The sequence below is a fragment of the Bradyrhizobium uaiense genome, assembly GCF_010811875.1.
In the GTDB taxonomy this organism is placed as follows: Bacteria; Pseudomonadota; Alphaproteobacteria; order Rhizobiales; family Xanthobacteraceae; genus Bradyrhizobium; species Bradyrhizobium uaiense.
In genome coordinates this window covers 1-232 of record NZ_VKHP01001138.1, presented here as the reverse complement: position 1 = coordinate 232, position 232 = coordinate 1, and the positions used below count along the sequence as shown (strand labels likewise).

At 59.1% G+C, this 232-nt stretch carries 1 pseudogene; it reads right to left on the bottom strand.

The annotated features are described in order from the left end of the window. Positions 1-232, bottom strand: a pseudogene (locus tag FNJ47_RS49095) (IS701 family transposase); the annotation flags it as partial.

The following is a 232-nucleotide window of genomic DNA, read 5'->3' as shown; positions in this document are numbered from 1 at the left end:
GCGAGATAGTATTTCTTCTCCCCTGAGGCACGTTGCTCGCCAATGAGCCAGGCTTCGTCGCCGGGGAGATGCTGCTGACCCTTATCCCATATCCGCTGCGGAGGTCCGTCGGCGGTGCGGACACGGAGAGCAGCAAATCGGGCTTTCAGCCGACCTTTCGTCCCGCTGCGCCAGCTCACGGCTTTCCATTTGGCGCTGGCCAGCATGTGTTCTGCTGCAATTGATAAGATAT